The organism is Trinickia terrae (genome assembly GCF_005144415.1).
In the GTDB taxonomy this organism is placed as follows: Bacteria; Pseudomonadota; Gammaproteobacteria; order Burkholderiales; family Burkholderiaceae; genus Trinickia_A; species Trinickia_A terrae.
In genome coordinates, this window is sequence record NZ_SWJE01000009.1 from 32850 (window position 1) to 59036 (window position 26187).

General features: G+C 67.0%; 22 protein-coding genes. 12 read left to right on the forward strand and 10 right to left on the reverse strand.

All coding sequences use genetic code 11. The features are described from left to right. Window positions 1-4: 4 nt before the first annotated feature. Window positions 5-1015 carry an allantoicase gene (alc, locus tag FAZ69_RS17675; RefSeq protein WP_136896381.1) on the forward strand — a complete coding sequence of 337 codons (1011 nt, stop codon included), beginning with the start codon at window positions 5-7 and terminating at the stop codon, window positions 1013-1015. 7 nt (window positions 1016-1022) lie between these two features. Further along, on the forward strand, window positions 1023-1535 hold the full coding sequence (locus FAZ69_RS17680; RefSeq protein WP_136896382.1) for an ureidoglycolate lyase: 513 nt from the start codon (window positions 1023-1025) through the stop codon (window positions 1533-1535). Between the two features lie 400 nt (window positions 1536-1935). Here the strand turns inward: FAZ69_RS17680 and FAZ69_RS17685 are convergent, their stop codons facing one another. Both FAZ69_RS17685 and uraH read right to left on the reverse strand, forming a co-directional pair. Beyond that, entirely contained in the window at window positions 1936-3129 is a 1194-nt protein-coding gene (locus FAZ69_RS17685; protein WP_136896383.1) for a urate hydroxylase PuuD, read from the reverse strand. A gap of 49 nt (window positions 3130-3178) precedes the next feature. Continuing rightward, window positions 3179-3532 carry a hydroxyisourate hydrolase gene (gene uraH, locus FAZ69_RS17690; RefSeq protein WP_136896384.1) on the reverse strand — a complete coding sequence of 118 codons (354 nt, stop codon included), beginning with the start codon at window positions 3530-3532 and terminating at the stop codon, window positions 3179-3181. Window positions 3533-4079: 547 nt separating this feature from the next. On the opposite strand from uraH, the gene FAZ69_RS17695 reads away from it, so the two are divergent. Next, on the forward strand, window positions 4080-5507 hold the full coding sequence (locus FAZ69_RS17695; RefSeq protein WP_136896385.1) for an 8-oxoguanine deaminase: 1428 nt from the start codon (window positions 4080-4082) through the stop codon (window positions 5505-5507). A gap of 62 nt (window positions 5508-5569) precedes the next feature. Here FAZ69_RS17695 and FAZ69_RS17700 read toward each other — a convergent pair whose 3' ends face one another. After that, the gene (locus FAZ69_RS17700; RefSeq protein ID WP_136896386.1) at window positions 5570-6511 is read right to left on the reverse strand and encodes a LysR substrate-binding domain-containing protein; all 942 of its coding nucleotides are present in this window, start codon (window positions 6509-6511) and stop codon (window positions 5570-5572) included. 277 nt (window positions 6512-6788) lie between these two features. Between FAZ69_RS17700 and FAZ69_RS17705 the strand changes: the two genes are divergently transcribed. The 4 genes from FAZ69_RS17705 (at window position 6789) to FAZ69_RS17720 (ending at window position 11737) form a co-directional block, all read left to right on the forward strand. Further along, entirely contained in the window at window positions 6789-8387 is a 1599-nt protein-coding gene (locus tag FAZ69_RS17705; RefSeq protein WP_136896387.1) for an ABC transporter ATP-binding protein, read from the forward strand. Between the two features lie 81 nt (window positions 8388-8468). Continuing rightward, window positions 8469-9572 (forward strand): ABC transporter permease, encoded by a 1104-nt coding sequence (locus FAZ69_RS17710; RefSeq protein ID WP_136896388.1) that lies wholly within the window; start codon window positions 8469-8471, stop codon window positions 9570-9572. A gap of 73 nt (window positions 9573-9645) precedes the next feature. Next, window positions 9646-10575, forward strand: a complete 930-nt coding sequence (locus FAZ69_RS17715) for an ABC transporter permease (protein WP_136896389.1) — start codon at window positions 9646-9648, stop codon at window positions 10573-10575. Window positions 10576-10651: 76 nt separating this feature from the next. Beyond that, window positions 10652-11737 carry a BMP family ABC transporter substrate-binding protein gene (locus tag FAZ69_RS17720; protein WP_136896390.1) on the forward strand — a complete coding sequence of 362 codons (1086 nt, stop codon included), beginning with the start codon at window positions 10652-10654 and terminating at the stop codon, window positions 11735-11737. 49 nt (window positions 11738-11786) lie between these two features. On the opposite strand, the gene FAZ69_RS17725 is transcribed toward FAZ69_RS17720, so the two are convergent. Further along, window positions 11787-11996, reverse strand: a complete 210-nt coding sequence (locus tag FAZ69_RS17725) for a dodecin (RefSeq protein ID WP_136896391.1) — start codon at window positions 11994-11996, stop codon at window positions 11787-11789. A 181-nt stretch (window positions 11997-12177) separates the two neighbouring features. Here FAZ69_RS17725 and FAZ69_RS17730 point away from each other — a divergent pair, with 181 nt between their 5' ends. Further along, entirely contained in the window at window positions 12178-13062 is an 885-nt protein-coding gene (locus tag FAZ69_RS17730; RefSeq protein ID WP_136896392.1) for an NAD(P)-dependent oxidoreductase, read from the forward strand. 20 nt (window positions 13063-13082) lie between these two features. Here FAZ69_RS17730 and FAZ69_RS17735 read toward each other — a convergent pair whose 3' ends face one another. Beyond that, window positions 13083-13565: a hypothetical protein gene (locus FAZ69_RS17735; protein ID WP_136896393.1), complete on the reverse strand. Its 483-nt coding sequence runs from the start codon at window positions 13563-13565 to the stop codon at window positions 13083-13085. A 405-nt stretch (window positions 13566-13970) separates the two neighbouring features. Between FAZ69_RS17735 and FAZ69_RS17740 the strand changes: the two genes are divergently transcribed. Continuing rightward, window positions 13971-15611, forward strand: a complete 1641-nt coding sequence (locus tag FAZ69_RS17740; RefSeq protein WP_136896394.1) for a sensor histidine kinase — start codon at window positions 13971-13973, stop codon at window positions 15609-15611. 57 nt (window positions 15612-15668) lie between these two features. Next, window positions 15669-17657, forward strand: a complete 1989-nt coding sequence (locus tag FAZ69_RS17745; protein WP_136896395.1) for a hybrid sensor histidine kinase/response regulator — start codon at window positions 15669-15671, stop codon at window positions 17655-17657. A gap of 22 nt (window positions 17658-17679) precedes the next feature. Here FAZ69_RS17745 and mscL read toward each other — a convergent pair whose 3' ends face one another. Together mscL and FAZ69_RS17755 are read right to left on the reverse strand one after the other, a co-directional pair. Next, window positions 17680-18117, reverse strand: a complete 438-nt coding sequence (gene mscL / locus FAZ69_RS17750) for a large conductance mechanosensitive channel protein MscL (protein ID WP_136896396.1) — start codon at window positions 18115-18117, stop codon at window positions 17680-17682. Window positions 18118-18250: 133 nt separating this feature from the next. Beyond that, window positions 18251-19654, reverse strand: a complete 1404-nt coding sequence (locus FAZ69_RS17755) for a methyl-accepting chemotaxis protein (protein WP_136896397.1) — start codon at window positions 19652-19654, stop codon at window positions 18251-18253. A 311-nt stretch (window positions 19655-19965) separates the two neighbouring features. Between FAZ69_RS17755 and FAZ69_RS17760 the strand changes: the two genes are divergently transcribed. Both FAZ69_RS17760 and FAZ69_RS17765 read left to right on the forward strand, forming a co-directional pair. After that, the gene (locus FAZ69_RS17760; protein WP_136896540.1) at window positions 19966-21579 is read left to right on the forward strand and encodes a methyl-accepting chemotaxis protein; all 1614 of its coding nucleotides are present in this window, start codon (window positions 19966-19968) and stop codon (window positions 21577-21579) included. A 238-nt stretch (window positions 21580-21817) separates the two neighbouring features. After that, window positions 21818-22585, forward strand: a complete 768-nt coding sequence (locus FAZ69_RS17765; RefSeq protein ID WP_136896398.1) for a class I SAM-dependent methyltransferase — start codon at window positions 21818-21820, stop codon at window positions 22583-22585. Between the two features lie 24 nt (window positions 22586-22609). Here FAZ69_RS17765 and FAZ69_RS17770 read toward each other — a convergent pair whose 3' ends face one another. The 3 genes from FAZ69_RS17770 to FAZ69_RS17780 all read right to left on the reverse strand — a co-directional run bounded on the left by FAZ69_RS17770 (window position 22610) and on the right by FAZ69_RS17780 (window position 26106). Continuing rightward, entirely contained in the window at window positions 22610-24097 is a 1488-nt protein-coding gene (locus FAZ69_RS17770) for a flavin-containing monooxygenase (protein WP_240702306.1), read from the reverse strand. Continuing rightward, window positions 24094-25245 carry a tetratricopeptide repeat protein gene (locus FAZ69_RS17775; RefSeq protein ID WP_136896399.1) on the reverse strand — a complete coding sequence of 384 codons (1152 nt, stop codon included), beginning with the start codon at window positions 25243-25245 and terminating at the stop codon, window positions 24094-24096. Before FAZ69_RS17775 ends, FAZ69_RS17770 begins: the two co-directional genes overlap by 4 nt. A 183-nt stretch (window positions 25246-25428) precedes the next feature. Continuing rightward, complete coding sequence (locus FAZ69_RS17780) at window positions 25429-26106, reverse strand: PspA/IM30 family protein (protein WP_136896400.1); 678 nt, start codon at window positions 26104-26106, stop codon at window positions 25429-25431. Window positions 26107-26187 lie beyond the last annotated feature (81 nt).

Here is a 26187-nt window from a genome sequence, read left to right on the forward strand (position 1 = left end):
AACAATGGCTCTCCCGACTCTCGACCCCAACGCCCCCGAATTCACGCGCCGCTACGTGAACCTCGCGGACCCGCGCCTCGGGGCGCAGGCGCTCGAAGCGAGCGACGATTTCTTCGCGCCGAAAGACCGCATGCTGAACCCCGAGCCGGCCGTGTTCATCCCGGGCAAGTACGACGATCACGGCAAGTGGATGGACGGCTGGGAAACGCGCCGCAAGCGTACGACCGGCTACGACTGGTGCATCGTGAAGCTCGCGCGCCCGGGCGTCATCAAGGGCCTCGACATCGATACGAGCCACTTCACCGGCAACTTCCCGCCGGCTGCGTCCGTCGAGGCGGCGCGCGTGGTGGAGGGCGCGCCGAGCGCGTCGACGCAGTGGACCGAGATCGTCACGTCGACGACGCTGCAAGGCAACAGCCACCACTACGTCGAAGTGAGCGATGCGCTCGCCTATACGCACCTGCGCGTGAACATCTATCCGGACGGCGGCATCGCGCGCCTGCGCGTCTACGGCCAGCCGCAGATGGACTGGGCAGGCGCGAGCCGCAGCGAACTGTTCGATCTGGCCGCGATGGAGAACGGCGCTTATGTGGTCGCCGCGAACAACCAGCACTTCGGCATGGCTTCGAACCTCCTGATGCCGGGCCGCGGCGTGAACATGGGTGACGGCTGGGAAACCCGCCGCCGGCGCGAGCCGGGCAACGACTGGGCGATCATCGCGCTCGCGCAGCCGGGCACCATCAAGAAGATCGAAGTCGACACCGCGTTCTTCAAGGGCAACTTCCCGGATCGCTGCTCGATTCAGGCCGCCTACGTGCAAGGCGGCACCGACAGCTCGCTCATTACGCAGGCGATGTTCTGGCCGGTTCTGCTTGGCGAGCAGAAGCTGCAGATGGACAAGCAGCACTACTTCGAAACGGAAGTCGCCGCGCTCGGCCCGGTCACGCACGTGCGCTTCAACATCATCCCGGACGGCGGCGTTTCGCGCCTGCGTCTGTGGGGCACGCTGGATTGAGGCGGCCATGAAAGCGCTCGCAATCGAACCGCTCACGCGCGAGGCCTTCGCGCCCTTCGGCGATGTCGTCGAGCTGGAGGGCGCGAAGCAGATTCCGATCAACCTGGGCACGACGATCCGCTATCACGATCTCGCGAAGGTCGATGTCGCCGACGAGGGCGGCAGGCCGCTCGTGAACTTGTTCCGTGGCCAGCCGCGCACGTTGCCGTTCGAGGTCAGGATGCTCGAGCGGCATCCGCTCGGCAGCCAGGCCTTCGTGCCGTTGAACGACAAGCCGTATCTGGTCGTCGTGGCGCCGGCCGGCGAGCTCGATCCGGCGAGGATCCGCGCGTTCGTGACGAGCGGCTGGCAGGGCGTGAACTACGCGAAGGGCGTCTGGCACCATCCGCTGATCGCGCTCAGCGAGGTGAGCGATTTCATCGTCGTCGATCGCGGCGGCGAGGGGCTCAATCTCAACGAGCAGGATCTGGTTGAATCGCTCTGGCTGACCGAGGAGGCGCTCAGCGCGGTGGCCGTTTGAGGTCGCCGGGCGATTGGGCGGCGCTGTGGTCAACTGCAGTGCGCCGACCGCCGTTATGTCGTCGGTGATCACCCGTTGGCCGTTCGCCGCTTTGCGGATCGCTTCGGCCAGCGTCTGTACTTCAATGCTTTTCATCGGATAGCTGCACGGGCCCACGTGCAGCGCCATCACTAGCTCGCCGGCGTCTTCGGACACCGTCGGCATTCAGCCTAGTCTCGAGCCTTGTCCTTCCTTTGGCATGGTGAGGCGCATTAGCTCAAATTGGCTCAATCAGCCCTTAAATCAGCTCACCGCGACGCGGAGCAAATGAAAAGGCCCGCTACGCGAGCGGGCCTTGCACGATCGGATCAGCCAGGGGGACCGGCAGCATCCCCCGGCGGCACTGCCAAAGACAAGAAGCCTACTGCTTTGCTCCCTCCTGGAACCAAGCCGCTATCTTCATGCGCTCGTCATCGGTCATGTGCGTGACATTGCCAAGCGGCATCGCCTTCAGCGTTACGGCCTGCTGATAGATGCGCTGCGCGTTCTTCGAGATCTCGTCGGGCGTGTCGAGCAGCACGCCCGCGGGCGCTGCGCCCATCAGCGTCGGGTGCGCCGAGTGGCAGGCCACGCAACGCTGCTGCAGCACGGGCGCGATGTCGGCGACCTTGACGACCGGCGCATTGGCGGCCTGCGCTTCCGGCGTGATCGGCTTGGGCAGCATCCACACGAGCGCGCCGGCCATCAGTGCAACGCTGCCCGCCGGCAGGTACCAGAGCACCTGGCCGCGATGGCGCATCACGAAGAACTGGCGGATCATCGCACCGGCGCCCATGATCAGCGCGAGGATGGCCCAGTTGTACGGATGCGTGTAGGTCATCGCATAGTGGTTCGACAGCATCGCGAACACCACGGGCAGCGTGAAGTAGGTGTTGTGCACCGAGCGCTGCTTGCCGCGCTTGCCGTAGATCGGGTTAGGCTCCTCGCCCTTGAGCATCTTGTCGACCATCTTGCGCTGGCCGGGGATGATCACGAAGAACACGTTCGCCGACATGATCGTCGCCATCATCGCGCCGACGATCAGGAACGCGGCGCGCCCCGCGAAGATATGGCACGCGAGCCAGGCGGCGATCAGCACGTAAGCGGCGACGCAGACGCCGAGCACGTTGTCCTTGCCCGCCAGCATGCGGCACAGCGAGTCATAGACGATCCAGCCCGCAAGAAGGAAGCCGAGCGCCGAGAAGATCGCGACGACGGGGCCCATGTCGAGCACGTTCTTGTCGATGAGGTAGGTGTTCGGCGCGAACAGGTAGAGCACCGTGAAGAGGCCGAAGCCGGACATCCAGGTGGTGTACGACGGCCACTTCGACCAGTGCAGGTCTTCCGGCATCTCGGGCGGCGCGACCGTGTACTTCTGCATGTTGTAGAAACCGCCGCCGTGGACGTGCCACAGCTCGCCGAACACGCCGCGCTTGCGCAGGTTCGCGTCGGCCGGCGGTTTCAGACTGTTGTCGAGCGCGACGAAGTAGAACGACTCGCCGATCCACGCGATCGCGGCGACGACGTGCAGCCAGCGAATCACGAGATTCAGGCCGTCGGTGATGAAGCCTTCCATGTAATGCCTCCAAACTCCTGATTTTTGTACTGAGAGCAGCTGCTCTGCGTCAGCTGCCGCGATACGTGCTGTACGCCCACGGCGAAACCAGGAGCGGCACGTGATAGTGGGCGGCGGCGTCGGCGATGCCGAAGCGCAGCACGACGCGGTCGACGAAGCGCGGCTCGGGCACCTTCACGCCGGCCGCAGCGAAGTAGTCGCCCGCGTGGAACACCAGCTCGTACTCGCCCGCGACGAGCGTGGCGCCTTCGAGCAGCGGCGCGTCGCAGCGGCCGTCGCCGTTGGTGGTGACGGTCTTGAGCGCGCGGCGCGCGTCGCCGTCAAGCGCGAAGAGTTCGATCTTGATGCCGGCGCCGGGGCGGCCGTGCGAAGTGTCGAGCACGTGGGTAGTCAGCTTTCCCATTCGCAATTTTCCTTGTGATGAATGCGAGGTTTCGGCGGCGGCCCGATCCAATACATGTGCGGCGGATCGAGGCTCCACGTCAGTGGCTACATACCCGTCGGCGAGTTGAAGCGAGCGCCGTGGAGGCCATTGTAGAAATTTGTGTCGGCGTGTGCGAGAGCGATAAGAAAGATAATAGACGGCGCATGAGAGTAAGCCCGAAGCCTTGCCGGGCAAGGCGCGGCGCGGTATCGCCGAGCGGCTTCGGCGGATTTCCGGTACGCCATGCCGCCCTGTTTCCGATCCTATCCACGCCAAAATTCGCTGAATATATCGAGACAGTGAAGGCGAGTATCGCGGCGGCACACGTTGTCAGCGCTATTTTGGCCCTGGATCTTAGCTACATGTGCAGCGGCAGCGCGGCTGCGTATCCCGAAGACGGCGCAGCACGCTGGGTAACCGGGCCAGTGCGTTCGAACGAACGCGAGGGCACGGCGGCGTGCCCCGCAAATCGCGTTCGGACGCCTTTGCTTACCGCCATAGCGGCAAGTTTCAAGCGGAGACACGAATGACGATGGAGCAGCAAAACGGAGCCGCGGCTCAGGCGGGCCGCCAGGGCGCGGCCGGCGAGCCGCGCGGCAAGACGATGCTCGTCAGGCACGCCGACGTGCTCGTGACGATGGACGGCGCGCGGCGCGAATTGAGCGACGCGGGCCTTTACATCGAGGACAACCGGATCGTCGCGGTGGGCCCAACGGCCGAGCTGCCGCAGACGGCCGACGAAGTGCTGGACCTGCGCGGGCACCTGGTGATCCCCGGGCTCGTCAATACGCATCACCACATGTATCAAAGCCTGACGCGCGCGATTCCCGCCGCGCAGGACGCCGAGTTGTTCGGCTGGCTGACGAGTTTGTACCGGGTCTGGGCGAACCTGACGCCGGAGATGATCGAAGTCTCGACGCTGACCGCGATGGCCGAGCTGCTGCTCTCGGGCTGCACGACGTCGAGCGACCATCTCTACATCTACCCGAACGGCAGCCGGCTCGACGACAGCATCGCGGCGGCGCGGCGCATCGGCATGCGCTTTCATGCAAGCCGCGGCAGCATGAGCGTCGGACAGAAAGATGGCGGCCTGCCGCCGGATGCGGTGGTCGAGCGCGAGGCCGACATCCTGAAGGACACGCAGCGCCTGATCGAGACGTATCACGACGATGGACGCTACGCGATGCTGCGCGTCGTGGTCGCGCCATGCTCGCCGTTCTCGGTGAGCCGCGAGTTGATGCGCGAGTCGGCGGCGCTGGCGCGGCAGTACGGCGTGTCGCTGCACACGCATCTGGCGGAGAACGTCAGCGACATCGCCTACAGCCGCGAGAAGTTCGGCATGACGCCCGCCGAGTATGCGGAGGATTTGGGCTGGGTCGGGCGCGACGTGTGGCATGCGCACTGCGTGCAGCTCGACGAGCCGGGCATCGCGCTGTTCGCGCGCACCGGCACGGGCGTTGCGCACTGTCCGTGCTCGAACATGCGGCTCGCCTCCGGCATCGCGCCCGTGCGCAAGATGCGGCTGGCGGGCGTGCCGGTGGGGCTGGGCGTCGACGGCTCGGCGTCCAACGACGGCGCGCAGATGGTCGCCGAGGTGCGGCAGGCGTTGCTGTTGCAGCGCGTCGGCTTCGGGCCGGATGCGATGACGGCCCGCGAGGCGCTCGAGATCGCGACGCTCGGCGGTGCGACGGTGCTCAATCGCGACGACATCGGCGCGCTGGCGCCGGGCATGGCGGCCGATTTCGCCGCCTTCGACTTGCGGCAGCCGCTCTTTGCGGGCGCGCTGCACGACCCGGTCGCGGCGCTCGTGTTTTGCGCGCCGTCGCAGGTGGCGTACAGCGTGATCGGCGGGAAGGTGGTAGTGCGGGAAGGCCGGCTGACGACGCTCGATCTCGGGCCCGTGATCGAGCGGCACAACCGGTTGGCGAAGGTGTTGTTCGAAGCGGCGCGCTGAGCGCGGATGAGGTTGGCAAGCCGCCGGGGCATCGTGCGCCGGCGGCTTGCCGCGCGGCGCGGTCAGGAACCTGACGACGGATCGATCAGCGTCCTGGTCGCCTCGGCGACGAGCCCGCGGAGCCAGCGCACCTCGTCGGAATAGTGGCAGCGCTCGTGCCACAGCTGGTAGTACTGCATCGGCGGAAAATCGAGCGGCGCCGGCACGACGGTCAGCGGCAGGAACTTCGCGTAATGGTCGGCGAAGAGGCGCGTGGTCGTGAAGATCAGGTCGGATTTGACGAGCACGTACGGCGCCAGATTGAAGTACGGCAGCGTGACGACCACGTGGCGCTTCAGGCGCTCGCGCGCAAGGTGCACGTCGATCGCGCCGCGCTGGCCGACCGAGTAGGGCGTCGGCGCGAGATGCGGGGCGTTCAGGTACTGGTCGAGCGTGAGGCTGCCGCGCTTGGCGAATGGATGCGTGTTGCTCATCAGGCAGACGATCTTGTCGACGAACAGGTTCGACAGGTGCAACTGCTCGGGCGGCTCCGGCCAGTTGCCGACGACGATGTCGAGCTTGCCGTCCTCGAGCGCGAGCTCGTAGTCGAACGCGGGGCCGAGCGAATGGAATTCGAGCGTCGCATTGGGCGCGGCCAGCCGGAAGCGCTCGACGACGGTCGGCACGAACAGCACGTTGAGGTAGTCGGGGCAGCCGATCCGGTAGCAGCGGATCGAAGTGGCCGGATCGAAGTTGTGCTGCTGGAACTTGATGCGCTCGATCTCGCGCAGCGCGTTCTGCACGGGCTCGAGCAGACGCAGGCCGTATTCGGTCGGGACCATGCCGGACTTGCCGCGCACGAGCAGCGGATCGCCGGTGATGTCGCGCAGGCGCCTGAGCGCCGCGCTGATTGCGGGTTGCGACTGATTGAGCTTGACGGCGGCGCGCGTCACGCTGCGCTCCATCAAGAGGGTGTGCAAGACGCGCAGTAGATAAGTGTCGATCGCCTCGCGTTGCTGACTCATGATTTCTCCGGTTTATATGTTTCGGCTGATCGAACTGGGGAGGGGTTATATCGTTTTTAATATGGTCATAAAGGCGCGTCAAGGGTGGGATACCCCCAAAGCACGGCGCGGCGCGGCTTTGCGGCGGGGGCGCAGTGATTATTGTCGGCTCGACGGTATGGCCCGATTTGGGTATCGTCACCCGGCGGCCGCGCGCCGGGCGCGTGGATTGGCGGGGCGCGGCGGCGTTTTAGAAATATTTTCGTTTTGGATTTATTCGGCTTAGCGACTGGATTACATGGGCGACTCCACCACTCTCGACTCACGCACCACGGGCACAGGCGGCGCGCCCCAAGTGCCGCGTCTCGCGCTCGCGGGCATCAGCAAGCAATACCCGGCCGTGCGCGCGAACGACGACGTGAACCTCGTCGTCCTGCCCGGCGAGATCCACGCCGTGCTCGGCGAGAACGGCGCGGGCAAGAGCACGCTGATGAAGATCATCTACGGCGCGGTGCGGCCCGATGCCGGCGAGATCCGCTGGGAAGGACAGGCCGTCGAGATCGCCAATCCGGCGGCCGCGCGCAAGCTCGGCATCGGCATGGTGTTCCAGCACTTCTCGCTGTTCGAGACGCTGACCGTCGGCGAGAACATCGCGCTCGCGCTCGACGAGAAGTTCGACATGAAGGCGCTCGGCAAGCGCATCAAGGAGGTGTCGGCCGAGTATGGACTCGACATCGATCCGCAGCGCCACGTGCACAGCCTGACGGTCGGGGAGCGGCAGCGCGTCGAGATCGTGCGCTGCCTGCTGCAGAATCCGCGGCTCCTGATCATGGACGAGCCCACCTCGGTGCTCACGCCGCAGGCGGTTCGCAAGCTCTTCGAGACGCTGCGGCGGCTCGCGGCCGAAGGCTGCAGCATTCTCTACATCAGCCACAAGCTCGACGAGATCCAGGAGCTTTGCGACACGGCCACCGTGATGCGCGGCGGCCGCGTGACCGGCAACGTCGCGCCGCGCAACGAAACGCCTGCGTCGCTCGCGCAGCTGATGGTCGGGCACTCGCTGCCCGACTACACGCGCCGCCCGCATCAGCCGGGCGAGGTGCTGCTTTCGGTGAAGAACCTCTCGGTCGCGAGCGACGACCCGTTCGGCACCTCGCTCGAGCACGTCTCGTTCGATGTCCACGCGGGCGAGATCTTCGGCATCGCGGGCGTGTCGGGCAACGGGCAGGCGGAACTGCTGGCGGCTCTCTCGGGCGAGAAGCACAGCGGCGCCAAGGACGACGCCGTGACGATCTGCGGCAAGCCCGCGGGCCGGCTTGGCGCGGGCGGACGGCGCCGGCTCGGCTTCGCGTTCGTGCCGGAAGAGCGCCTGGGGCGCGGCGCGGTGCCGGCGATGTCGCTCGCCGAGAACGCGCTCCTGACCGGCCACCGCCAGCAGATGGTGCGCTCGGGATGGATCAGCGCCCGCGCGATGCAGGCGTTCGCGACACGCTGCATCGAGGCCTTCGACGTGCGCTGCGGCGGCCCCGGCGCGCTCGCGCAGTCGCTCTCGGGCGGCAATCTGCAGAAGTTCATCGTCGGGCGCGAGATGCTGCAAGCGCCCAAGGTGCTCGTCGTCGCGCAGCCGACCTGGGGCGTCGACGTGGGCGCGTCGGCGTTCATCCGGCAGCAGTTGCTCGACCTGTCGGCGCGCGGCGTCGCGGTGCTGGTGATCTCGGAGGAGCTCGACGAGCTGTTCGACATCTGCGACCGGATCGCCGTGCTCGCGCGCGGACGCCTGTCGCCGTCGCGCAAGACCGGCGAGACCAACGCCGAGGAGATCGGCCTCTGGATGGCGGGCTTGTTCGACGGCAAGGGGGCCGTGCCGCCGCCTGCCGAAGAGCCGGCGCATGCCTAGCAGCGCGCCTGCTTCACGCGATTCGCGCGCCGCGCCCGGCGCGCATCGACAGATAAAACGACACGCTATCTAGACCGAACCATGCACTTTCCCTATCAACTCGAAGCGCGCACCACGCCGTCACGCAAGATGCAGCTCGCGGTGCCGCTGATCGCCGCGCTGCTCACGCTCGCGATCGGCTTCCTGATCTTCGGCCTCGTCGGCAAGGACCCGGTCGACGCGATGCACGCGTTCTTCATCGAGCCGCTGTCGAGCATCAACGGCTGGTCCGAGCTGCTGCTCAAGGCCTCGCCGCTGTGCCTGATCGGCCTCGGGCTCGCGATCGGCTATCGCGCGAACGTCTGGAACATCGGCGCCGAAGGGCAGATGCTGCTTGGCGGCATCGCGGCGAGCGGCGTCGCGATCTACTTCGACCAATCGGCGGGCTGGTGGATTCTCGCGCTGATGATGCTCGCGGGCGTCGCGGGCGGCATGGTGTGGGCGGCGATTCCCGCATTCCTGAAGAGCCGCTTCAACACGAGCGAGATCCTGACGAGCCTGATGCTCACCTATGTCGCGACGCAACTGCTGATCTACCTCGTGAGCGGCCCGTGGCGCGATCCGCAAGGGATGAACTTCCCGCTCTCGGAGATGTTCTCGGGCGATGCGCTCTATCCGGCCTTCGGCGGCGACTGGCACTGGAAATTCCTGCGCGGCACGCGGCTGAACGCATCGATCTTCCTCACGCTCGCCGCGATTCCGCTCGTCTGGCTCTTTATCCGCAAGAGCTTTGCGGGGTACCGGATGAACGTCGGCGGGCTCGCGCCGCTCGCGGCGCGCTATGCGGGCTTCTCTGACAAAAAGACGATCTGGATGTCGCTGCTCATCAGCGGCGGCTTCGCGGGGCTCGCCGGGATGGGCGAGATCGCGGGGCCGATCGGGCAACTGCAGGCGACGTGGTCGCCGGGTTACGGGTTTACGGCGATCATCGTCGTGTTCGTGGGGCGGCTGCATCCGGTCGGCATCGTGCTCGCCAGCCTGTTGATGGCGCTGCTGTACCTCGGCGGCGAAGCGGTGCAGACCTCGCTGCAGTTGCCGCAGGCGCTGAGCGGCGTGTTCCAGGGCCTGCTGCTGTTCTGCCTGCTCGGCGCGGACCTGTTCGTCAACTACCGCGTGCGCCGCAGGGCGAGCGCGGCGGCGCACTGAGACGGCCACGCGCGGCCCACGGCGCACACGCAATCGATACGACACGCAGACACACAAAGCAGATTTCAGACACATGGACATTCAACAAGCCAGCACGCTCGCCTCGACCGCCGTCATCGCCGCGATTCCGCTGATGCTCGCGGGCGTCGGCGAGCTCGTCACCGAAAAGTCGGGCGTGCTCAACCTCGGCGTCGAAGGGATGATGCTGATGGGCGCCGTCAGCGGCTACGCCGTGACCGCCATCACCGGCAGCCCTTGGCTCGGCGTCGCCGCGGCGATCGCGGCCGGCGTCGCGATGGCGCTGCTGTTCGGCTTCCTCACGCTGACGATGCTCGCCAACCAGGTCGCGACAGGGCTGTCGCTGACGATCTTCGGCATCGGTCTGTCGGCCTATGTCGGCAAGCCGTATACGTCGGCGGCCGTGCGCGAGACGATCGGCGTCTGGCCGATTCCGGGCCTCTCGCACATTCCCGTGCTCGGCCCCGCGTTCTTCAGCCTGACGCCGCTCGGCTATCTCGCCTTCGCGATGTTCGGCGTGGTCGGCTGGTTCCTCTATCGCACGCGCGCGGGGCTCGTATTGCGATCCGTCGGCGAGTCGCCGCAGGTCGCGCACTCGGTCGGCTTTCCGGTGATCGGCGTGCGCTACGGCGCGGTGCTGTTCGGCGGCGGCATGGCCGGGCTCGCGGGCGGCTACTACTCGATCGTCTATCTGCATCTTTGGCAGGAGCAGCTGACCGCCGGCTACGGCTGGATCGCGCTCGCGCTCGTGGTGTTCTCGACGTGGCGGCCGGGGCGTCTCTTGATCGGCTCGCTGCTGTTCGGCGCGGTGATGGGCCTGCAGTTCTACGCGCAGGCAATCGGCGTGCCGGTGCCGACGCAATTTCTCGCGATGCTGCCGTATCTCGCGACCGTCGTCGTGCTGGCGGTGATCTCGCGCAATCCGAACACGATCAAGCTCAATGCGCCCGCGTCGCTCGGCAAGCCGTTCTTCGCAACGAGCTGAGCGCCTGCTCTTACCATTTAGTCCCTTTCGTTTTGTTCACCCATCGCACATCAATCACACGACCAGGAGAATTTCGATGAGAAGAAAAATGCTGACCACCTTCGCCGCCGCGGCGCTCGCGCTCGCCGGCGCGCTTGCGCCGGCCGCGCAGGCCGCGGATGCGCCGAGCGTGGCGTTCGTCTACCTCGGCAACCCGGGCGACGCCGGCTGGACCTTCGCGCACGATGCGGGCTCGAAGGAAGCGGAGGCGAAGTTCGGCAGCAAGATCAAGGTCACGCGCGTCGAGAACGTGCCCGAGTCGGCCGACTCGGAGCGCGTGTTCCGCGATCTCGCGAGCAAAGGGAATAAGGTCATCGTCGGCACGAGCTTCGGCTATCAGGATTTCGAGCTGAAGGTCGCGAAGGACTTCCCCGATGTCGTGTTCCTGCACGCGACCGGCTACAAGAAGGGGCCGAACTTCGGCACCTACGACGTGCGGATGTATCAGGGAGCGTACCTCGCGGGCGTCGTGGCGGGCTACGTGACGAAGACGAATACGCTTGGCTTCGTGGCGTCGGTGCCGATTCCCGAGGTCGTGCGCAACATCGATGCCTACACGCTCGGCGCGCGCTCGGTGAATCCGAAGATTCATACGAAGGTTATCTGGATCAACAGCTGGTTCGATCCGGGCAAGGAAAAGCAGGCCGCCGAAACGCTGATCGGGCAGGGCGCCGACGTGCTCCTGCAGAACACCGATTCGAGCGCGACGCTCGCCACCGCCTCCGAGAAGCACGTGCACGCGTTCGGCTGGGACTCGGACATGAAGAAGTTCGGGCCTGACGCGCACCTGGGCTCGGTGGTCGGGCACTGGGGCGTCTATTACACCGCCGCGATCCAGCAGGTGCTCGACGGCAAGTGGACGAACGCGCCGGTCTGGTGGGGGATTCCGCAAAAGGCCGTCAATCTCGAAGACCTGAACTCGGCGGCGATCCCGGCCAACGGGCAGAAGGACGTGGCCGCGAAGCGCGACCAGATCGCGAGCGGCAAGTGGGACGTGTTCACGGGCCCGATCAAGGATCAGTCGGGCGCGGAGAAGGTTCCGGCGGGCAAGACGCTGGCCGATCCGGAGCTGCAGCGGATCAACTGGTACGTCGAAGGCGTCGACGGCGCGCTGCCGAAGTAAGCGCGCGTCTTTCAGGGGCTGGCGCGCTTGCGCCGGCCCCTGGCGTCGATCAATCGTCGATGCGCAATCCCACCTTGATCGTCACCTGCCAGTGAACGACCTTGTCGTTCTCGATATGGCCGCGCGTATCGGTGACCTGGAACCAATGTAAATTTCGCAGCGTTTTCGATGCTTTCGCGATCGCGCAGCGAATCGCGTCGTCGCTCGATTGCGTCGACGAGCCGGTCAGCTCGATCTGCTTGTAGACGTGGTCGCTCATGGTCGTCTCCTTTCTCTTCCTTCCTGGTGAATGACCCTTCGATTCTCGAACAAGTATAGGCACTGCTCGGTGTGACGCCGCCCATAGCGCCAACGGCATGCCTGCCGGCGGCGCGATCGGTATGATGAGCGCGCTGCCGGGCGAAGCGGTCGCGGGCAGTCCATGAAGTCGAGGAGTCGAAATGGACATTGGATTTTGCGGGCCCGGCCTGATGGGCGCGCCGATGGTTCGGCATTTGTTGCGCGCGGGCCATACGGTGTGGGTCTGGAACCGGACGCGCGCGAAAGCGCAAGCGCTCGTGGCTGACGGCGCGCATGCCGTCGATACGCCGCGCGAGCTGGTGTCGCGCGTGGAAGCGGTGTTCCTGTGCGTCTCGGACGCGCATGCGGTCGAAGAGGTCGTCTTCGGCCTGGGCGGCGTGATCGGCGAAGACACGGCCGACGCCGGCGCGAGCCGCGTGCGCTGGATCGTCGATCATTCGAGCATCCCGCCTTCGGCCACGCGCCTCTATGCCGAGCGCGCCGCGGCAGCGGGCGTGGGCTGGGTCGACGCGCCGGTCTCGGGCGGCGTGCCGGGCGCCGAGGCGGGCACGCTCGCGGTGATGGCGGGCGGCGCGGCCGACGATGTCGCCGCTGTCACGCCGGCGATCCGTGCCTACGCCGCGCGCGTCACGCACATGGGCGAGGCGGGCGCGGGACAGACGGCGAAGCTGTGCAACCAGGCGATCGTCTCCGCGACGATCGCGGCGATCGCCGAAGCGGTGAATCTCGCGCAGCTCTCCGGCATCGATGCGGCGCGCCTGACGGAGGCGCTCGCGGGCGGCTGGGCGGACTCGACGCTGCTGCAGACTTTCGTGCCGCGCATGACGGGCGCGCAGCTTGCGCCGATCGGCGCGCTGAAGACGTATCAGAAGGATGTCGACACGGTGGCCGACGCCGCCCGCGAGGTCGGCGCGGCAATGCCGGTGGCGGGGGCGGTGCAGCAGGTGCTGCGGCTGGCGGGGGCGATGGGGCTCGCGGACGCGGACTTCGCCGCGTTCATCGACGTGGTGCGGCCGCGGCGCTGAAGCGCCGGCAGGCCGTCACGTCAACGGAACGAACGCGGCGCCGCGTCTCCCGCATCCTGGCGGCGCACCCCGCGCCGCGTCGTGCTCGCGCCGAATTCCGGCAGGATCCGCGCCCGCGCGCGGCTCGCGAACACGAGAAAGCCGAACCCGTTCGCCTCGTACCAGTACCCGCCGTTCTCGAGCCCGTCGAGCGGCTGCTCGAGCGCGTTGGCGATCGACTCGATGCAGCGGCGGTGCAGTTCCTCGATGGCCGGATAGGGCGGCTGTGCGCCGCGCACGCTGCACAGCAGCACGTCGAGCCCCGGCAGCACATGGGCATAGAGAACCGGTTCGTCTTGTGCACGCGCCCGCGCGATCTTCGTATCGAGCTGGCTGAACGGCTTGAAGTGACGCAGCACCGCGAGGAACGACTCCTCGTTGTCCACTCGCACACGCCGACGCTTTTTCGGGAAGGACATAAAAATTCGCCTGAAAAAGGATTGCAAGAAACACATCGTCCTCATGCGACCACTCCCGGCTTCGCGCGCCGCACGTCGATCTTTTATAGCATACGAAAATGGCGGATTCACGGTGAATCGACGTCTTGCCCGCGCGTTCCGAAACACTCGCACGCTGCTGCCGAATCGCTGCGGTTCGCGCTCCCTGCTGTATTCGGCGTGTGTCTCAATAATAGGCCCGAGTTTCGTCCGCGTGCGCTCCGACGACACAAAAAAGCCATCTTTCTGTACGGCGTCGCTTCTTCGGGCTCCGTTGTAATATCTCAAAACTGACCCGATAATGGGCCGGTCCGGGCTCGCGCGCGCTGTTATCAAGCATTTTCGCGGCGTCCGGCGAGGCCTCGCGGCTGTGCTTCGCCGACCCGCGGGCGGCACCGGCCCGGCGCGAGTCAAGAGAGTTGCCAACGGCACATGAAACTGTTCACCAAGGGTTTGTTGTTGATCGCCGTGCCGAGCATCGTCGAGCTTGCGCTGCTCGGCGTTCTGTTCGAAACGCAGGGGCAGGCGGCGCAGGCCGCGCTGTGGGCCTCGCGCAGCAAGCAGGTGCTCTACCAGGCTTCCACGATCATGGACCCGCTGCTGCGCCAGGCCTCGCGCCTGCGGGCCGCCATCATCGTCGACGACGCGTCGTTCATCGACAAGCACGCAGTCTGGATCGACATCAACGACCGGCTCTCGCAACTGCAAAGCCTCGTCGCCGACAACCCCTTGCAGCTCGATCGCGTGCGGCGCATGCGGGAGGCGGTCGACCTTTACCGGGCGCAGACCAGCCAGGTCTACGAGGCGCTTTCCGGCGGCGGGCACCCGATCGTGCTGGCGGCCTTCGAGGGCACGCCGCTGCCGCCGCAGATCCAGGTGTTTCGCCAGCAGCTCGACGCCTTCGTCGCCGAAGAGTCGCGGCTTGACGGCGAGCGCAGCGCGGCGCTTGCGGCCACGCGCGAAGAGCAGCGCGATGCGCTGATCGCGGCGCTGGCGGGCTCGATGCTGATTTGGGCGCTGGCCGCGCTTGCACTGGCGGGCAACATCGGGCGGCGGCTCGCCGCGCTGACGGCCAAGGCCGAGCGCCTGGGGCGCAGCCAGCCGCTCGGCACGCCGCTTTCGGGCGACGACGAGATCGCGCAGCTCGATGCGGTGCTGCACCAGACCAGCAAGCGGCTGCGCGATGCGGAGCACGAGCAGGCGGCGCTCAAGGAGAAGCTCGAGGCGCGCGCAGAGGAGCTGACGCGCGTGAACGGCGACCTGCGCCAGCAGACGCAGGACAATGAGATGTTCATCTACAGCGTGTCCCACGATTTGCGCTCGCCGCTCGTGAACCTGCAGGGGTTCTCGCGCGAGCTGCAGGTATCGTGCGATGAATTGCGCTCGACGCTCGATGCGGCGCAATTGCCGCCTCATGACCGCGACCGCCTCGCGCGAGTGCTCGACGGCGACTTGAGCGAGTCGCTGTATTTTCTGCGCACCGCCGTGGCGCGCTCGGCGTCGATCATCGACGCGCTGTTGCGCATTTCGCGCGCAGGCCGGCTCGAATACCAATGGCAGCGCGTGAACGTGGCGCGCGTCGTCGAGCAGGTCGTGCAGCGTGCGCAGCCGGCAATTGCCGAGCGTGGCGCCGTGATCGGCGTGGGCGAGCTGCCGTTGGCCTGGGGCGACCCCGGTGCGATCGAGCAGATTTTCGGGCATCTGATCGGCAACGCGCTCAACTATCTCGATCCGGCGCGGCCCGGCCGCATCGAGATCGGCGCGCTTGCCGCGCCCGAGGGCGCGTCCGGCGAAGGCAGGGAGGGTGGCGAGCCTGCATTGGATGCGCCCCCGCTGCGCACCTACTTCGTGCGCGACAACGGGCTCGGCATCCCGGAAGCCTGCATGCCCAAGATGTTCAACGCGTTCCAGCGCCTGCACGGCGACGTTGCGAAGGGGGACGGCATCGGCCTCGCGCTCGTGCGCCGCATGACCGAGCGGCATGGCGGGCGCGCCTGGGTCGAATCGATCGAAGGGGCCGGCGCGACGTTCTTCGTGTCGCTGCCGGAGCAGCCGCTGCGGGGGGCGTCATGATGCGGGCTCGCGTGCGCGGCGTGCAGCAAGAACAATGAACTCAACGATAAGACCAGCATGACCGACGAAGTCTCCATTCCCGAGCCTGCTCATGTGCTCGTCGTCGACGACGACGAGGGCATCCTGCGGCTCGCGCGCAAATCGCTCGAGCGCGCCGGCTGCCGCGTGTTCGCCTGCGCGAGCGTGAACGCCGCGCGCGATTGCATCGCAAACGACGCGCCCGATCTGCTCGTGCTCGACTATCAGCTGAACAGCGCCGAAACGGGGCTCGACTTTTTCCGCCGCCTGCGCGCGGAAGGCGTGCGGCTGCCGGCGATCCTCGTCACCGGCTTCGCCGACGAATCGCGCGTGATCGAGGCGCTGCGCGCGGGCATCTCCGATGTCGTGCCGAAGTCCGAGGGCTATCTCGACTATCTGCCCGAGGCGGTCGAGCGCGTGCTCTCGCAGCTGCGCATGCAGCGCGCCTCGCAGGAGGCCGCGCTGCTGCGCGAGCGCGGGCTGTTCTACCGGAGCTTGTCGGAGGCGCTGCCGCACCTCGTGATGACCTTCGATGCGAGCGGCGACTGCGACTTCCTCTCGACGCAGTGGTGCAAGTACACGGGTCTCGACGCCGATCTGCTGCGCGGCCTCGCCTGGCTCGACGCCGTGCATCCCGACGATCGCGACGAGATTCGCCGGACCTGGCTCGATACGGTGCGCATGGACGCGTCGGACTACCGCCACGAGCTGCGCATCCGTTCGCGCAACAGCGAGTACCGCTGGTTCGACGCGCACATCGTCGCGGTGCGCAGCGCGAGCGGCCGCGTGAGCAAATGGTTCGGCAGCTGCACCGATATCCATCCGCAGCGCGAGGCGATCGAAGACCGCGAGCGCATCTTGGCGGCCGAGCAGGCCGCGCGCCAGTCGGCCGAAGAGGCGAACCGCGCGAAAGACCGCTTCCTGGCAATGCTCTCGCACGAGCTGCGCACGCCGCTCACGCCGGTGCTGGCCGGCACGCGCGTGCTCGAGCTCATGACGAACCTGCCCGACGCCGCGCGCTCGAGCGTCAAGATGATCCGCCGCAACATCGAGCTCGAGGCGCGCCTGATCGACGACCTGCTCGATCTCACGCGCGTCGCGAACGGCAAGCTGCGGCTGTCGCTCGAGACGGTCGACGTGCACGAGGTGATCGACGCCGTGCTCGACCTGTTTCGCAGCGAGATCCAGGTCAAGCAGCAGGACGTTCAGGTCGACAAGCGCGCGGAGAATCACCACGTGCTCGCCGATCGCGCGCGCCTGCAGCAGATGCTCTGGAACCTCGTGCGCAATGCCGCGAAGTTCACGCCCGATGGCGGCCACATCTACGTGCGCACGCGCGACGGCCGCATGCAGCTCGAGATCGAGATCGAGGACACGGGCATCGGCATTGCGCCGGAGCAGATCGGCAAGCTCTTCAACGCGTTCGAGCAGGGCAGCCAGACGATGACGCAGCAGTTCGGCGGGCTCGGTCTCGGGCTCGCGATCACGAAGGCGCTGACCGACGTGCATGGCGGCACAGTGAGAGCGGCGAGCCCGGGGCCGCACTGCGGCGCGACCTTCACGATCACGCTGCCGACCGCGCCCGCGCCGGCGCGCGAGCCGGCGCCGGCGGCGCCCGCCGAGCGGCGCGCCGAAGAGCGGCTGGTGGTCCTCTTGATCGAGGACCACGAGGACACTGCCGAGGTGATGGCGCAGCTCATTCGCGGCCTCGGCCACGACGTGACGGTGGCGGGGCGCGTGTCGGACGCGCTGGCGGCGGCGCAGAGCGTCGTGTTCGACCTGATCGTGAGCGACGTGGGCCTGCCCGACGGGACCGGGCTCGATTTCATCGGCGCGTTCCGCGCACGCTCGCAGGCGCCGGCGGTCGCGCTGACCGGCTTCGGCACCGACGAAGACGTGCGGCGCTGCCTCGCGGCCGGCTTTACGTCGCACCTCACGAAGCCCGTGAACTTCATGCAGCTCGAAGAGGTGATCCAGAGCGCGGCCAATGCGAAGGCGCAGGGGATGAACGGCGCTGCGCCCGTGTGACTGATGCGGCTGATTAAAGCGGCTACTTCTTCAGCGAATCGCGGATCTCGCGCAACAGCAGCACGTCTTCGGGCGTGGGCGGCGGCTCGGCCGGCGCGGCCTCGGCGGGTTTGCGCAGGTTGTTGATGAACTTCACCATCATGAAGATGATGAACGCGAGGATGATGAAGTTGATCAGCACCGTGATGAACGAGCCGTAGCCGAACACAGCGACGCCGGCCGTCTGCAGGTCCTTGAACGAATCGGGATTGCCCTTGAAGCTCGCGGGAATGTCGCCGAGACGGATGAACTTGTTGGAGAAGTCGAGCCCGCCGGTCGCGACGCCGACGATGGGCATGATCAGGTCTTTCACGACCGAGTTGACGATGGTCGAAAAGGCGCCGCCGATGATGACGCCGACTGCGAGGTCCATCACGTTGCCCTTGAGGGCGAACTCCTTGAATTCTTTGATGATGCTCATGGGTGGCTTCCTCCGTGAAATGAACCGCACGCGGCGGCTTCCGGCAGGCCGCGCGCGTGTTGGCGGTCATGATAGCGAAGGGAGGCGGCGGGCGCGAAACCTTTTTTCGGATAAAGGCTCGGCAGCGGGAAAACTATCCTCGATAGCCGATCCGGACGCCGCCCCAATGCCGTCCGCTGACGAAAATCGGCGCTGAAGCATCCTTCATCATCGCGAACGTGCCGCCGCCCATGTCGCGTCGGTAGGTCTGCAGCAGGAACGGCTTGGTGTGCGAGCCGGCGGCGAGGCCCGTGCGGTCGTTGAAGATCCGGCGGTTGCGGCAGTTCGCGGCGTTCCAGACCGGGTCGGAGCCCTGCGGCTGAGAGAACTTCAGGTTGTGCGTCGGCAGGTAGCCGCGCACGTCGACGGCCGCGCAGAACGCCACGCGCTCGTCGAGCGAGAGCAGCGGCTCCTGCAGCGCGGGCAGCACGCGGTCCGTGAAGGCGGTGAAGCGCGTCATGAACTGCTGCGGGTTGGTGCCGGGGATCGGCGCGTAGGCGGTGTCGAAGAGATCGGCGAGCGCGATCTCGCCGCGCTCCACTGCGCGCTCGAAGAGCTTGCCGATCTTGGCCGCCGTCTCCTGCGCGGCGGCGATGAAGCGCGTGTCCGGCGTTTCGGCGCCGGTCGCCGCGGTCAGCTCGATCAACGTCTCCGATACCGACAGCAGGCTGCCCAAGCGGTCCTTCGCACGCGCGAAGTTCTCGCTCGAATCCTCCACGTCGCTCGCGATCTCCAGCACCTGTGCTTCGAGACCGTCGCATTGCGATTCGATCTCGCCCGTGAGCGTCGCGATCTGCTCGGCTTGTCCGTGCAGCTGCGTGATCGCCTGACCCGTCGATTGCACGACTTCGCCGATCATTCGCGTGCCGTCCTTCACGCGATGCGCGCGGGCCGTGTTCTCGGTGCCTTCGGCGATCAGGCGGTCGGTCTGCTGGGTGAGCTGCGCGAGCGTCGTTTCGATCTGCGCGGTGGCCTGCGCAGTCTTGCTGGAGAGATTCTTCACTTCGGCGGCGACCACGGCGAAGCTTCTGCCCGATTCGCCGGCCCGGGCCGCCTCGATCGCCGCGTTGAGCGCGAGCAGGTGTGTCTGCCGCGCGATCAGCGAGATTTCTTCCGAAACCTTGCTTACATGGTCGAGCGCGGCGCGCAGCGAGCCGATCTGGCTTTCGATGACGGTCACGCCTTCGACGAGCCCGTGGATATCGCCGAGCGCCGCGTCGAGCGTGGCTTGCGACTGCTCGACCTCGGACGACGCCTGAGCGCTCACGACGCGCACCTGGCGCGCCGCCTCGGCGATCTGGTGATTGCCTTGCATCGTCACCGCGGCCGATTCGCGCAGCGTCCGGCACACCTGCGCCTGCCGCGCGACGCGCTGCGCGACTTCGTCGACATGACCCGAGACATCGCAGATCTCGATGCCGAGCTTGCCCGCCTGCACGGCGATATCGCCGACGAGCGAATGCGATTTGCGGACCCGTTTGAAGCTGAAGCGCGTCATGGGAATGTCTCCAGTTGGCGTTGCGGACCTGCTTGTTTGCGCGCGATGCAGGCTCTCTAAACCGCTTTTACGGCAGCGGCGCGCAGGACTTGAGGGCGCTTGCAACGCCCGTGCTTTCAGGCATTGCGCAATCCCGAGGAAACGCTTAGATTGGGCGGCGCCGCACGCACGACGCGCCCGAACAGACCACTCGCAGCAGGTCGGGTCAGCCAGCCCAGACGCTCCTTCAGAGAGCCCTCCGTGCGCGCATCACACCACTACGGAGGGGGAACGTGCGCCGTCTCGACGCGAGCGGCCGCACGCCGATTGTCATGTTCAAACGCTTCACGATCCGGGGCGGGCTCACGCTCACGATTGCGGGCTATACGCTCGCGCTGATTGCCGCGATGTTCGTCGGCATGCTGGGACTCAGGCAGAGCAACGACGCGCTCGAGCAGATGTACGCGACCGATACGGCCGCGCTCACGCATCTGAAGACGAGCTCCGAGCGCCTCTTGCAGGTGCGTCTTGCGCTCGGCAACTTCGAGACGCTGTTTTCGCTGGGCCGCGCGGGCGACGACTTGCTGCCGAAGGCGCACGCCGTGCTCAAGGACAGCGACGCGAACTGGGCCGCCTACCTCGACAAGCCGCGCGCCGACGACGAAGCGCGCCTCGCCGACGCCGTCAAGGCGGCGCGCGAAGCGCTCGTCGCGCAGGCGATCGAGCCGGAGTTCCAGGCGCTCCAGCAAAACGACTTCAACACGTTCCGCACGATCCAGGCGCAAACCGCCGATGCGCTCTATGCGCGCTACGAGCAGGCGATGACGGCGCTCGAGGCGCAGCAGGTCGCGCATCAGCAGGCGCGCTTCGACAACGCGCAGGCGCAGTTTCATCGGCTCGTAATCGCCGCGGCCGTGCTGGCGGCGGCCGCTTTCGTCATCGGCGTGTTTGCGCGCGGGGCGCTCGTCGCGGCGGTCGTGCGGCCGATCGATGCGGCCGTGCGCCACTTCGAGCGCATCGCGTCGGGCGATCTCACCGGCGCGGTCAATACCTCGCAGCGCAACGAAATGGGGCGTCTGTTCGCAGGGATTGCGCGCATGCAGGCGGCGCTTTCCAAGACCGTCGCGCAGGTGCGCGGCGGCTCGGCGGCGATCACGCACGGCGCGCGCGAAATCGCCGCCGGCAACGCCGACCTGTCGCAGCGCACCGAGCAGCAGGCCGCGTCGCTCCAGGAGACCGCCGCGAGCATGGAGCAATTGACCTCGACGGTGAAGCAGAACGCCGATCATGCCCGGGAGGCGAACGGGCTCGCGTCCGAAGCGTCGCATACGGCCGAGCGCGGCGGCGAAGTCGTCGGCGAAGTCGTGCGCACGATGAGCGAGATCGCGTCGAGCTCGAATCAGATCGGCGACATCATCGGCGTGATCGAAGGGATCGCGTTCCAGACCAACATCCTGGCGCTCAACGCCGCGGTCGAAGCGGCGCGCGCCGGCGAAGAAGGGCGCGGCTTCGCGGTCGTCGCGGGCGAGGTGCGCACGCTGGCGCAGAGGAGCGCGAGCGCCGCCAAGGAGATCAAGGCGCTGATCGGCGCGTCGGCCGAGCGTGTGGAGGCGGGCGGCGCGCTCGTGGCGCGCGCGGGCTCGACGATGGACGAGGTCGTCGCCTCGGTGCGCCGCGTGACCGCCATCATCGAGCAGATCAGCTCGGCGTCGTCCGAGCAGTCGACCGGGATCGAGCAGGTCAACCAGGCCGTCGCGCAGATGGACCAGGTCACGCAGCAGAACGCCGCGCTCGTCGAACAGGCGGCCGCTGCCGCCGCGTCGCTCGAAGAGCAGGCGGCGCAGCTCGACGCCGCGGTGGCCGTATTCCGCACGAGCGAGGCCGCGGGCGGCGAGCCGCGGCTCGCGGCGCCGATGCGGGCAAGCGCGGCCGCATTCTCTACGTGATCGATCCGCCGAGTGCCGCAGGCTGGCACCAGCTCGCGCAGTTGTGGGAGCTGATCGTGCTGGTGTGCAAGTTCCTGTGGCGCTTGCTGCGGCTGCTGGGCGGCGGCTGAGTCAGGTTGACTGAGTCACGGCGGCGAGGCCGGGTGCGGGCGGCGCGCCGTTGCGGTAACGTTCGGCGTCAGCCCCTTCAGCGCCTTGACGCGCATCCAGTCCGCCGATCCGACCGAGGACCCCGCCCATGATCACCGATTCCACTCAGCGCTTCACCGACCGCGTCGCCGACTACGTCAAGTACCGGCCGACCTATCCGCGCGAAGTCGTCGCGTTCGTGCGCGACGCATGCGGCCTCGCCGCCGATGCGCGCATTGCCGACATCGGCGCGGGTACGGGCATTTCCACGAAGCTCTTTCTCGATGCGGGGCATCCGGTCGTCGCCGTCGAGCCGAACGATGCGATGCGCCGGGCCGCCGATGTCCGGCTCGCCGGCCATGCCGCCTACCGGAGCGTGCCGGGCACCGCCGAGGCGACGACGCTGCCCGATGCGAGCGTCGATCTCGTCATCGCCGCGCAGGCGTTCCACTGGTTCGATCCCGCCACGGCCAAGCGCGAGTTCGCGCGAATCCTGAAACCGGGCGGCTCGATCGCGCTGTTCTGGAATTTCCGGCGCGTGACGGGTTCGCCGTTCCTCGATGGCTACGAGGCGCTGTTGCGGCGCTATTCGGTCGACTATGCGCAAGTCGCCGACCGCTATCCGGGCGACGATTGGATGGCAGCCTGGTTCGGCGAGAATTTCGTGAAGAAGGGCACGTTCGACAACGTGCAGCGGCTCGATTTCGACGGCCTCAAGGGACGGCTCGCGTCATCTTCGTATGCGCCGAAGCCGGGACATCCGAGCCACGAGCCGATGCTGGCGGCGCTGCGCGAGCTGTTCGACAAGGACGCGCAGGACGGCCGCGTCGATCTCGTCTACGACACGTTCGTGTACGTGGGGCGCCCGGCGCATTGAGCGCCCTCAAGGCTCAAGGCCCGCTCAGCGCGCGAAGTGATAATCGGCTGCGCACACGCGCCGCGTGCGGCGCCGGAACGTGAACGTGAAGCCGGGCCACAGCGCCGTGTTCTTGCCGCTCGTCGACAGATACCAGCTATGGCAGCCGGTGGCCCACACCGAGCGCCGCATGTCGTGCTGCAGCCGCGCGTTGAATGCGTGCTGCACCTCGTGCTTGAGTTGCATCGTGCGCGCGCCGCGCCGGCGCAGCGCGCGCAGGCAATCGGCGATGTACGCGATCTGCGACTCGATCATGTAGATCATCGAGTTGTGGCCGAGCCCCGTGTTCGGGCCCGCCAGCATGAAGAAGTTCGGAAAGCCGGCGATGCTCGTGCCGAGATAGGCCTCGGGTCCGTGTTCCCGCCACAGCGCATCGAGATCCGCGCCTTGCGCGCCGATCACTTCGAACGGCGCGCCGGCGTCGCTCACCTGGAAGCCGGTGCCGCAGATGATCGCGTCGGCGGCGTAGTGCGTACCGTCGCCGGTGATCACGCCGTTCTCGGCGATCTCGCGAATGGGCTCCGTAATGACGTCGACATTGGGCTGGCTCACGGCCGGATAGAAGTCGCGCGACAGCAGCACGCGCTTGCATCCGAGCCGGTAGTTCGGCGTGAGCTTCGCGCGCAGCAGCGGGTCTGGCACACGCCGCTCGAGATAGCCGAGGCTGAACTTCATCGGCCACGTCATCAGCTTCGGGTGGGCGACGAAGGCGAGCGCGCGCGACTCGTGCTGCCAGTAGAGCGCGGCGCGCATGAGCCGCTGCGTGAACGGCAGGCGCTTGAAAAGCCGCCGCATGCGCTCGGTGACGATGGGGTCGCGCTTCGGCATGATCCACGGCGCCGTACGCTGGAACAGATGCAGGCGCGCGACGAGCGGCTGGATCTTCGGCACGAACTGGATCGCGCTCGCGCCCGTGCCGATCACGGCGACCGTCTTGCCTTCGAGCGGATAGTCATGGTCCCAGCGCGCGGAATGAAAGAGCTTGCCCCGGAAACGCTCGATGCCGGGAATCCGCGGCATCGCCGGACGCGACAGCGCGCCGCTCGCGGCGATCACGATGTCCGCTTCGACGCTTTGCGCTTCGTCATCGGCGCCGCGCAATTCGAGCCGCCAGACACGCCGCGCGTCGTCGAAACGAGCCGCCGCCACGCGCGTATTGCAGCGGATGAACGGCTCGACCGCATATTTGCGCGCGCAACCTTTGAGGTAGGCGAGGATCTCGTGCTGCTGCCCGAACGCACGCGACCACGACGGGTTCGGTTCGAACGAGAACGAGTAGAGGTGCGAGGGGATGTCGCAGGCGGTACCTGGGTACGTGTTGTCGCGCCAGGTGCCGCCGATGTCGTGCGCCGCCTCGTAGACCGTAAACGACGTGATGCCCATGCGTTTCAGGCGGATCGCCATGCCGATGCCGGCAAAGCCGCTGCCTACGATCGCAATGCGGGGCGGCGGGCGCCGCTCGGACGGGTTCACGTATCGGTCCAGCCGCCCGAGTCGTCGTTGTTGCCCATGTCGACGCTGCCGCTGCCGCCGTCGTTCCAGTCGTTCGAGCCCGTGCCGAAATCGATGCTGCCGTTGCCGGCGCCGCCCGCTTCACGGCGGCGCGTTTCGTCGTCGACGATCACGTCGCGCTCGATCACGCGCTCACGGCTGCCCGAGAGCGCTTCGCCGAGCAGCACGCCGGTGAGCAGGCCGCCCATGCCGCCGCCGAAACCGCCGCCTTGCTGAACCACGACGGTCGGCTGCTGTTGCGGCGGTGCGTACGCAGGCTGCGGCTGCCCGAAGCGCTCGGCTTCCTGCGCATACGCGGATTGCCCGGGAGCGGGCGCCGCGTTCGGATCGGGCCGGCCTTCGGCGCGCGCCTGCAGGCTCGCAACCTGCTTTTCGAGCGCCTCGATCTGATACGGCGGCACCGGGTTCTTCGCGTTCGACAGCGATTCGACCAGCTGACGCAACTGGATCTCCGCACCCTCGACTTCGTTCGCCAGAGCCTCATGTCCCGGCGCGGCCGACAGGCGCACGTCGAGCTTCAACTGGCGCACCGCGTTCAGCAAATCGGTCGCGCGCTTGAGCTGCGCGCGGCGATCCTCGTCGGCGCGGCTGTCTTCGCTCGAGCGGGCGCGGCGCAGCGTCCAGCGCAGCACCAGCGCGATCACGGCGAACAGCAGCACGATGCCGACCCATGCGGCCATCGACGGCCCATGCCGCTGGCTCGTCTGCGGCGCGATGGCCTGCGTTTGCGCGAACGGATTCGACGTGCTCGACGTCGTGCGCGGCTGCGGCACGGCGCCGCCTTGGCTCGCATGGGAGCGAATGCGAGCCTCGACTTGCGCGAAGTTCGCCGGATTCGTGAAGCGGACTTGCGGATCGAGCGACTTGGCCTGCTCGATTTGCGAGAGCGCTTCCGCGTACCGTCCCTCGCGGTCGAGCACTTGGCCGTAGAGATAGTGAGCGTGCGCGCTGTTCGGGTGCGCTTCGAGCACTTGGCTCAGCTCCGTGTCGGCCTGCTGCCAGTTGCCTTGCGCCATCGCGCGCTCGACCTGCTGGGCGCTCGGCACGGCAAACGCCGCGGCCGACACCAGCATCAGCGACATTCCAGCGGCTGCGAGAAATTTTTTCATGATGCGGACCGGGCGGCGTGCGCCCGTCTCCATGTCAGTGCGCGCCGGGCCGCCCCCAGCGTACTGACCGCCCCCTCGGGGGGCAGCGTGTCGGCCGGAGTTAGTGCTTCAGCGCTTACTCCGGCCCCATGCACAGCAAGCAGAGAGCGCGGGGGCTGTTTCATATCGATCGGAATATGCGTGTTACTGCGGCGTGTTCATCTGCTTCTTCAGTGCTTCGAGACGGTCTTCGACCGACGGACCGTGGTCGAGCGCGGCGAGCTTGTCGTCGAGCGCCTTGCCGCTCGAGGTGTCGGCGGAGTTCAGGCGCGCGTCCGAGCGCGCGTTCGACAGCTCGACCTTGTCCTCGAGCTTCTGGAAATCCTCGGACAGGTTCTTGCCGCCGATCCCGCCGAGCGCCGTTGCCGCCACGTCCTTTGCCTGGGCGATTTCCTGTTTCGCCTGCAGGATGTTCGAGCGCGCGTTCAGGTCGTTGCGGCGCTGACGCATGTCATTGATCTGGCTCTTCAACTGCTCGACCGACGGCTCGAGCTTGGCCAATTCGTTCGCCAGCGCATTGCGCTCGGCCTCGGCGTTCGCCTGCGCGGAGAGCGCTTCACGAGCGAGGTTTTCGTCGCCCGATTGCAGCGCGCGCTTCGCGCCGTCTTCGTACTTCTTCGCCTTTTCCGCGGCGACGTCGCGCTTGCTCTGCTGCGTGGCGACCTGCGCTTCGATCTCGATCAACGAGTTTTCCGCCTTCGCAATGCTGTCGTCGAGCTCCCGCACGATCTGGCGGGCGTCGCGCGACGGGTCCTGCATGGAGTCGGCAGCGTCGTTCAAAAGACCCTTGACCGTGCGCGAAATGCTATCGAAAAGCGACATGAATTCCTCCGTAGATTGAAATCGGCGACAAAGCCGAATAGCGCGCTTGCCTTTGATACTTTACGCCGGCCGCATGAATGC